The sequence below is a fragment of the Methanoregula sp. genome, from assembly GCF_002835825.1.
Taxonomy (GTDB): domain Archaea; phylum Halobacteriota; class Methanomicrobia; order Methanomicrobiales; family Methanospirillaceae; genus Methanoregula.
The window spans coordinates 1-7925 of the sequence record NZ_PIZH01000066.1; the positions used below are offsets into that span (position 1 = coordinate 1).

General features: G+C 59.2%; 7 protein-coding genes. 1 reads left to right on the plus strand and 6 read right to left on the minus strand.

Annotated elements, in window-relative coordinates:
* The 4 genes from CW742_RS03960 to CW742_RS03975 all read right to left on the minus strand — a co-directional run.
* Positions 1 to 1022 (minus strand): glutamate-cysteine ligase family protein (locus CW742_RS03960; protein ID WP_292416754.1); only part of this gene is annotated, 1022 nt, incomplete at its 3' end.
* Positions 1006 to 1515 carry a YkgJ family cysteine cluster protein gene (locus CW742_RS03965; protein WP_292416758.1) on the minus strand — a complete coding sequence of 170 codons (510 nt, stop codon included), beginning with the start codon at positions 1513 to 1515 and terminating at the stop codon, positions 1006 to 1008. The genes CW742_RS03960 and CW742_RS03965, both read right to left, overlap by 17 nt.
* A gap of 7 nt (positions 1516 to 1522) precedes the next feature.
* A complete protein-coding gene (locus tag CW742_RS03970; protein WP_292416761.1) occupies positions 1523 to 2392 on the minus strand; it encodes a RimK family alpha-L-glutamate ligase in 870 nt (289 codons plus the stop codon).
* Entirely contained in the window at positions 2389 to 3192 is an 804-nt protein-coding gene (locus CW742_RS03975; RefSeq protein ID WP_292416764.1) for a RimK-like ATPgrasp N-terminal domain-containing protein, read from the minus strand. The genes CW742_RS03970 and CW742_RS03975 overlap by 4 nt, the downstream gene beginning before the upstream one ends.
* Before the next feature lie 404 nt (positions 3193 to 3596).
* Between CW742_RS03975 and CW742_RS03980 the strand changes: the two genes are divergently transcribed.
* Complete coding sequence (locus tag CW742_RS03980; protein WP_292416766.1) at positions 3597 to 4151, plus strand: CBS domain-containing protein; 555 nt, start codon at positions 3597 to 3599, stop codon at positions 4149 to 4151.
* A gap of 276 nt (positions 4152 to 4427) precedes the next feature.
* Here the strand turns inward: CW742_RS03980 and tpiA are convergent, their stop codons facing one another.
* Together tpiA and CW742_RS03990 are read right to left on the minus strand one after the other, a co-directional pair.
* Complete coding sequence (gene tpiA, locus CW742_RS03985; RefSeq protein ID WP_292416769.1) at positions 4428 to 5096, minus strand: triose-phosphate isomerase; 669 nt, start codon at positions 5094 to 5096, stop codon at positions 4428 to 4430.
* Between the two features lie 101 nt (positions 5097 to 5197).
* Positions 5198 to 7825, minus strand: a complete 2628-nt coding sequence (locus CW742_RS03990; RefSeq protein WP_292416772.1) for a DUF3656 domain-containing protein — start codon at positions 7823 to 7825, stop codon at positions 5198 to 5200.
* Positions 7826 to 7925 lie beyond the last annotated feature (100 nt).

The following is a 7925-nucleotide window of genomic DNA, read 5'->3' on the forward strand; positions in this document are numbered from 1 at the left end:
GCGATCCTCTCTGCAAGGCTCCCGTTCTCGATCCGGTCCCGGACTACCGGAAGGTATCCGCGTTCATCAGGAGTCGCGTTCCGCCACGCAAGGTCATACAACTGCCGCAGTTCGACTTTCATCCCTGCTGTTCCCTGCCGGATTGCCCGCTCTGTGATGTCCAGCAGCGCGTCCTGCCCGGTCTCCACCGGCAGGGAATGGCACCGCAGGAGCGGGCGGACAAACGCGGCGAACGCCATAGCGGAATGGATCGACTCCTGTTCATCCAGCGCCTTAATCTCCAGGCACTTCCTGGAGAAGCGCACGATGACACCGGACGAGTCCACCCATTCCTCGCAGAGGATCCCTGCATCACAGGACCGGAGCTCGTGCCAGATGCTCTCCATCCGGCGTTTGTGATCGGCAACGGTCCGGATCTTTTCCGGGATGATCCCGCCGCATATCGCCGGGAGCTCTTTCTGGTTCTGGCGGTAAAAGAGGAGCCGGTTGTCGCAGGACCCGGTCAGCTTCCCTTCCACTACCGGCGATGAGGCCGTGACCGCAATGAGGTACGGGAGCAGGGAGCGAATCCGGTTGAACCGGGAGATCAGTTCCCTGCTGTCCCGGAAGGAGAGATTGATCTGGAGGGCCTGGATGTTCAGCCACCCGTGCTGCCGGATGTCGAAGAGACGGTCGTAAACACGATAATACTCCCCTTCGTCATGGTCCCAGACCGGGATTTCACTGACCCGGGCTGTCGGGTGCATCCCGAGACCGAGGAGGCGGTACCGGTTGCCGTAGATCCGGTAAAACCGTGACAGGCCTCCTGTCAGTTGCGTTTCCAGCGCCGCGATCTCCTCTGCCGGTGATCGCGGGACCATCTCGATCACGGTCTTCTGGAGTTCTTTTCCAAGCCTGATGTCCCCGAACAAAATCTCGCTCTCATAGCTGCCGCAGATCTCTTTTACAATCTGGTCGGAGACCGGGAGCGGGTGGAACCCGCTGTCGTTGAGGGAAAATTCGTGTTCAGTGCCGATCGTCATGCTGCACCGGGTATACGCGCGGGATCTCCGCGACTTTTTCCGTATCAGGTTCCTCGATCTGGCAGATTGCGGCCAGCTCATTCTCGCGCAAGTCCATAACAAGGCGGGTGATGCTCCTGACTGCTGCGGCATACTGCCGGTCATATGCTTCCGGGAACTCTTTTAACAGCCGTACCAGCGGGCAGATCGTCTCGTATTTCAGGAATATCCCGATGGTGTCACCAGTAACATCGAAGGTGAACGGGCCGGCAATGCAGGTCTCCGGCTTGATGGCATGGATACTGCATTTCCCCGCTTTGCAGAGCATGCAGGTCCCCTCATCCCGCGTCTTTACGAAGCGGTACCCTTCCTGCCCGAATACTGCGTCAGGAACTCCCTGAGCGATCAGCCTCCGGTAACAGTCTCCTGAAATCGGGGGCTGTGCACCATTGCAGCAGTGCCCGCCACAATGCATGCAGATGGCCTCCGCACGCGTCATCCAGTCGTCAGTCATGGTATCATCAGGCAGTGAGGTGGTCTACGATCTGTTCGAAAACGCGGGGATAGCAGTCATCCTCCCCGCTCTCGATGGAGGGATTGTCATTCACCTCGATAACGTACGCGTCGCCGTTCGTATTCTTGATGTCAACCCCGTACAGCCCGTGTCCGATGGCATTTGCAGCCTCGATCCCGAGCCTGAGGACATGGGGCGGGACATCCTCTTCCGGCACGCTCTCGACCCCACAGTACACGATATGCCCGTTCACCGATGCCTGGATCTTGAAGGTTACCGAGGGGATGGTATACTTGCAGGCATAGAGGAGTTTCCCGTCAAGGACCCCGACCCGCCAGTCGTATCTGCTCTCGATGTATTGCTGGACCACGATCCAGTCCGAGAGCCGGATGAACCGTCGTGCAACCCGGAAGAACCCGGCAATGTCGTTCACCTTCTCGACCCGGAGCGAGAACGATGTCGAGGGTTCCTTGAGGATGAGGGGTGAGCCCATCTCGTCAAAGAGCCGGGTGACGCACTCAACGGTCAGGTCCTGCTTAGCAAGGAAGGCCGTTTTCGGGAGTGCGACTCCTGCCCGGATCAGGTGGGAGTACATGTTGATCTTGTCCGAGCAGATCCGGATGGATTGCGGGTCATCGATGACCGGTATGTTGTGGAACGCGGCCATCCGTGCGGCAACGAACGTGACATTCATCGGGTCGGTCCGTGCACGGATGAAGAGCGCGTCCATTTTCTGGATCTTGCCGATGTCCACCGGGAAGATGAAGTCAACATCATTTCCCATCTTCTCTGCCACATCACGGCACCGGATGAGGGCGCCCAGCTGCTCCGCGTTCGACAAAGTCTTCCGGTCAACAAAGATCCCGAGCCGGCTCATAGGAACTCCTGCTGCGAAAGATAGGCAGAAAGGATCGAGCGCTCTTCATCTGTAAGATGCGAGGATTTGACCGGCGAGAGCGAGGAGAGGAGGTACCGCTCCCCGGCTCGGACGTACACGATGGTGACAAGCGGTATATGGAAGAGTTCATAGACCTGCCGCGCCAGATCCGTAACGCGACTGCACCTGCCCGCAGTCCTGCCGAAGATGGCGGTGCAGGACCCGATCTCCGCTTCTTCAGAGATTTTCTGGTAGCAGAAAGGATACTTCCCCCGGTTGGTGATATGCTTCACGAACTCCTTTGCCTTCAGGGTATCCCGGACAACAGCATATTCCAGCGCTGTTGCATAGTAGTTGAGCCCGTAGAGGATGGCAGGAAGGGGGGTATACGCCTGCGAGATGCCCCATTCGCAGACCGGAATGCCGGCAAGGTGTGCCTGCTCGAGGCAGACCGGCACAACGTAAGCGTCGATGACAGATGCACTGGACGGCAGCACGGGCTTTCCTTCGAGTTCGAGGCGGAGGATCGTGTAATAAGGTTCGGACTTGTACGAGTAGTTCGCGCTCACCACGTGCAGGACATGGTCACGCCAGACCGTATAGAGCGCGTCACGCGAGAGGGAGGGTTCCTTTCTTGCCGCTGCTCCCCGTGCCGGATGGCGTGCCGGGGATGGCAGGGATTCTGCTGCGGTTGCTGCCGGCAGCAGGGTGTCCGGCCTAATGAGCGGGACGCAGGAGCCGGGAACCGGGGGAATGCTCGCAGCGCCCCCGCGGTTGCTGCCGTTGAGTCGGGTGTTCATGGGATGATCCGCTCCCGAATCGCCGCAGGGGTCCCGAGTCTGCCCTGCCCGCAGAAAAAACAGTCAGCATCTCTACCGGTTACAAAAGAGGACCACCGATGGTTCTCTTCATCCTCATCGTTTGTTTCGGACTCTGTCATAGAGAACACTAATCCGGCATCAGGACGCCGGATTATCGTTACCAACTCTTTACCAGCAGAGGTTTAAAAGAATTATGCATGCGGAGGGAGAAGACCCTGCCGGAACAGGAAAAAAATCACTAGCAATAATAGGCAGATACGCAGGCCCCTGGTTCCGGACACCGCTTTTCTTCGCTGGATTCGTGATGTTTTATGGGAGAGTTGCACGCGTGTTCCGGTTCCGGGGGAAGGTTGATATCATCTTATAACCAGTAGTAATCAGCAATGCACGTACCAACTCCCGAGGAACTCCGGGCACGCCGCGAGGCGCTTGGCATGCGGCAGACCGAACTTGCGAGACGCGCCGGCATCAGCCAGTCCATGGTTGCGCGGATCGAAGCAGGCAATGTCGACCCCCGGGTCAGCACGCTCAACAAGATCATTGTCGTCCTCAACAGCGCGGAACCAAAGAAGATCCGCGCTGCACAGATCATGCACATTCCGGTCCTCTCGGTCCAGCCGCAGGACGCGATCAGCCGTGCCGTGGAGATCTTCGAGAAAAACAATATCTCCCAGCTGCCGGTCATCGAGCGCGGCATCCCGGTGGGCTGCATATCCGAGGCGGTCATCGTCAAGGCTATCGAGCAGCAGCGCCTTCACAAGACCCACCTCTTCTTTGTCCGGGACTTCATGGAGCCTGGCTTCCCGACCGTTCCTCCCGACATGGATGTTGAGACCGTCGTGAACATCCTGCAGCAGAACCATGCAGTGCTCGTTGTTGACGGGAGGATCGTCAAGGGGGTCATCACCAAGCACGACCTCATCTCCCTCATTATGTGAAAAGGCCGGTCGTTCTCTCCTTTTCTTTTCTCAGTAAAACGGGCACCATTTCAGAAAAAAAGGGTGCTGTACCACACAAAAGTATTTAACGTATATTACCAAGCGATTATTATCGTGGTAACCTGACCGCGATGAGGTGTTTTAGATGGCGGAAGAATCATCCGAGATCAGCAGCATGACGGTAATCGGGATCGGCGTTGTTTTGTTCATCATCATCGTGGGAGTCTGGTACCTCTTCCTGAAGTAACCCTGCTCCCTGTCAATTTTAAAAAAGGTTCAGAGTTTTGATACAAGGTCGCGGAGGACCGCGGCCGGTTCTTTTGATTTTACCACGCTTGAGGCAAGGAGCACGCCATCCGTTCCGAAGTCAACGGCAATCTTTACGCACTCTCCCGACTGGATGCCGGCCCCGGTGAGTACTTTGACATTCGGATTCACGGCATGGACGGCAGCCACGGACCGTTTGATAATCTCGGGATTTGCCTTCGAGACCGAGACCCCGCTGCCGATCAGTTCCGGGGGTTCGATGGCAACGTAATCGGGGGCAAGGGCTGCAGCACCGGCGCTCGTGCTCTCGTTGTTCGAGCAGACAACCGAGATGAGTTTCTGGTTTCGGAGGCCGCGGACCGATGCTTCGATATCGGCGATGGTCAGGCGCCGTTCGGAGTGGTTGACGAGGGATCCTGCCGCACCGGCTGCCCGGATTGCCTCCACGGTGGTATGCCCGGTGTTCGCACCGGGCTCGCAGCCGTCGACATGCTGGGCGTAGACCGGGATGGAGAAGTGGTGGCAGAGGGGGTGGAGGTCGATATATCCCGGGGCAACCCCGATGGTCACGCCGCTTTCCTGGCTGACGGCCTGCGCAGCCTGTGCGATCATGTGGGCCCGGTTGCCCATCCCTTCCTTGTACGTCTTTAAGTTAACAAGAATCAGTGGTGATGCCATGCCAATCGTCCTCCGCTCTGTTTCCAGATGAATAATTACACCTTTTGGCTGGGGAATGATGAATTTTTGGAATTGCAGCAGGAAGCTTAGGTCCCGTCAGGTTATTCCTTCAGCCCGCGGAGGAAGTGGCCGGCCGTGATGCCGCCAAGCGAGAGGGCTTTTGCCCGCTCCTTCAGATCCTGCAGTTTTCCCTTCCCGGGTGACCCGGTTTCTCCGAGTGCATCGGCAGCCTCGCGGTACAGGCGGGTGATCCCGAGTGCGTACGCTGCTGGCCGGAACCGTGCATCGATAACAATCTCTGTTATGCCCGCATCACGGATATCCGGGAGCATGTCGATGAGGCAGAGTTCGGCGGCATTCACGATCCGAGTCCGGCAGTCTTTAGCCTCATGGAGGGGGAAGATACGCCCGGTCTCATCCCGGAGCGCAAAAAACCTGCCCCGGTCGCCGCGGCACTGGCGCACGAGGCGGGCGATGCAGTCTTCGGTCACCAGCGCCTCGCTGTTTCCCTGCACGATGAGGGCAAACTCAGGGACCTCCCCACAGCCTGCGGCAGATGCAGTAAGTTCCGCGATGTCTGTGCGGGACAACTCGGGCGAGAGCGTCAGGAGGATGTACTGCGGGACACTCCGGGTGGCTGCTGCATGGTTGAAGATATTCAGCCCGGCACCGCCGTGAAGGGCTATACCGGGACAGGTGTGTATGATTGCGTGCGATGTGCCGGGATTTTCGGACATGCAGAACGCGAGCCCTTCCTGTTCTGCATCCCTGATCGCAGCAAGGACCTTCTCCATCTCGCAATCGTGCAGGATGCGGGGGAGTTTAAGGATGAACCGTGTACGAGTATCCCGGCAGGCATCCAGTGCCTCCTGGATCTGCATGCGGAAGAAATCGCCGGGAACCCTGTTCCCGCAGGTATGCCGTTCCGATAGCACGGCAGGTTCAAACAGGATGGCATCGGCGCCCCCGTCGCGTGCGGCAATGACGTTGTCCGGTGTATCAGCTATCACCGCAACCCGGAGCCTGCCAGCATCTTCGCGAACGCTGCGTGCAGGCAGGGAACGACCGGATTTCCGGGCCTTCAGGGCTTCCCGCATTTTCCCGATCTCTTCGGGAGCCGGGCGGTACGATGCAGCGAGCAGATCGCCCGCCCTGCGGAAGAACTCCCTCCTCATGTCATTGAGGATGGCCATAGGAGCAAACAGGCCGCCTTCGTAATGGATAGTACATGTCCGGACAACAAACGGTGTGCCCCCCGTCTTCCTGAATTGTTCTTCCAGCTGGCCGGCTATGAGGGGGCGGGTTGTGGCCGGCTCCAGCGCCTGATCGGGCCGGTACAAGACCGGTATAGTTTTCCCATCGGGGCGCGTCACCGTCCCTTCAATGGCAACAGACCCGCTGCTGCTGATCGTGATTTCGATGACGGCAGGGAGCTGTCGCAGCAGGTCCTCCGGGGGTTTTGCAATAATCCTCCGCGCCCGTGCATCGAAACCGGGAGAGGATGTGATGTATACAAGCGAGCCTTCCGGCACCGGCCCCGGGACCGGGAGAAGGTATCCCCGGGGGGATACAGTTGTGGCGGTGTTCAGCGCAAATCCGAGTTCACGACCCGCCTCCCCCGGCAGGGTGATGAGGAGACCGTCCCCGGGCACGGGAGTGACGGGACAGGACGGCCGGATAAATGCCGTTTTGCTCTTCCCGTCGTACCGTTCTACCCGCCCGACGGCAAGCCCCCGGTTGTCCGGGGCATCCCGGCCCATCAGCTTCCCGTAGCGGTCACCGAAGAGGTACCCTTCCGTGAATTCCCGGTTGAACGCCATGAGAAGATCGCGGTACGCTTCCCGGGACGGCTCCCAGGTTCCTGTTGCGATGGCATCGAGGGCCCGCCGGTACGTGGAAACGACAATGGCAACATATTCCGGCGACTTCATCCGCCCCTCGATTTTCAGCGATGCAACCGGAGATTTGACCAGGTCTGGCAGGTGCTGGTACGTGCAGAGGTCTTTTGGCGAAAGGAGATACTTCTCCTTCAGCGTGACTTCCGCCAGGTTCTCCGGCCTGCCATAGGCATCGGTCTCCCCCTGCACCAGTGCATACGCTTTCCGGCACGGCTGGGCGCACATGCCCCGGTTCCCGCTCCGTCCACCGATCACGGACGAGAGGAGGCACTGGCCCGAGTATCCGTAGCAGAGTGCGCCGTGAGCGAAGACCTCGAGCCCGGTGCCGGTGTCGCGTGTCTCCTCCGCGATCCGCGCCACTTCGTACAGCGAAAGTTCCCGGGCAAGGACGACCCGCGACAATCCCAGCTCTGCGGCCCAGCGGACACCGTCGCTGTTATGGATCGTCATCTGGGTCGATGCATGGAGTGGGAGGTCAGGCAGGAACTCGCGTGCCAGCGTGGCAAGCCCGGTGTCCTGCACTAGGACCGCATCCACGCCAATGGACCAGAGCCATGAGAGGTATTCAAGCACCCCATCGAGCTCGCGGTCGGAGATGAGCGTGTTCACCGTAACATAGACACGGATGCCGTACGAGTGGGCGTACCGCACCGCCGCTTCGATCTCCGCATCCGAGAAATTGGCAGCGAACTTCCGTGCCCCGAACCGTTTCCCGCTCAGGTACACGGCGTCGGCACCGGCAGCAATCGCAGCCCGCAGGGCTTCGGGAGAACCTGCCGGTGCAAGGAGCTCGGGCAGTGCAGTTTTTGTAGGGTGGGCATGGGGAGACACAGGATCTCAGGCCAGGGGAATGGACATCAAGGTTGGACAATGGGTCAGGAGGAGGGGTCCGCTGCTGTCGAAACTAAACCACCCATTGTGAGGTATCGGT

Coding starts and splice junctions, on each gene's coding strand:
- CW742_RS03980 (WP_292416766.1), top strand. CDS start 3,597: ATGCACGTACCAACTCCCGAGGAACTCCGGGCACGCCGCGAGGCGCTT.
- CW742_RS03965 (WP_292416758.1), bottom strand. CDS start 1,515: ATGACTGACGACTGGATGACGCGTGCGGAGGCCATCTGCATGCATTGT.
- CW742_RS03975 (WP_292416764.1), bottom strand. CDS start 3,192: ATGAACACCCGACTCAACGGCAGCAACCGCGGGGGCGCTGCGAGCATT.
- tpiA (WP_292416769.1), bottom strand. CDS start 5,096: ATGGCATCACCACTGATTCTTGTTAACTTAAAGACGTACAAGGAAGGG.
- CW742_RS03970 (WP_292416761.1), bottom strand. CDS start 2,392: ATGAGCCGGCTCGGGATCTTTGTTGACCGGAAGACTTTGTCGAACGCG.